The organism is Rhodococcus sp. R1101, assembly GCF_000278445.1.
GTDB lineage: Bacteria > Actinomycetota > Actinomycetes > Mycobacteriales > Mycobacteriaceae > Rhodococcus > Rhodococcus gordoniae.
Genome location: NZ_AJVB01000971.1, coordinates 1 through 377 on the forward strand (window position 1 = coordinate 1; position 377 = coordinate 377).

The window sequence follows — 377 nt, forward strand, 5'->3', positions numbered from 1 at the left end:
GGCCTGCGCGTCGATACCGGCATCGCCCAGGGCGACGTCATCCCGCCCGACTACGACTCGATGGTCGCCAAGATCATCGCGTGGGGCCGCGACCGTGACGAGGCGCTCGCCCGCCTGCGCACCGCTCTGCGCGAGACCACCGTCGTCCTCGACGGCGGCACGACGACCAAGTCGTTCCTGCTCGATCTGCTCGATCGCCCCGAGGTGATCGACGCCTCCGCCGACACCGGCTGGCTCGACCGCACCGGCGCCGGCACCGAGACCGGACCGTCCAAGGTCGCCGACGTCGCACTCATCGCGACCGCTGTCGACGTCTACGACACCGACGAGGCCCGCGAACGCGCCGCCTTCCTCGCCTCGGCCCGCGGTGGCCGCCC

General features: G+C 72.7%; 1 pseudogene. It reads left to right on the forward strand.

Annotation, left to right across the window (positions count from 1 at the left end):
- Positions 1-377, forward strand: a pseudogene (locus R1101_RS29140) (hypothetical protein); the annotation flags it as partial.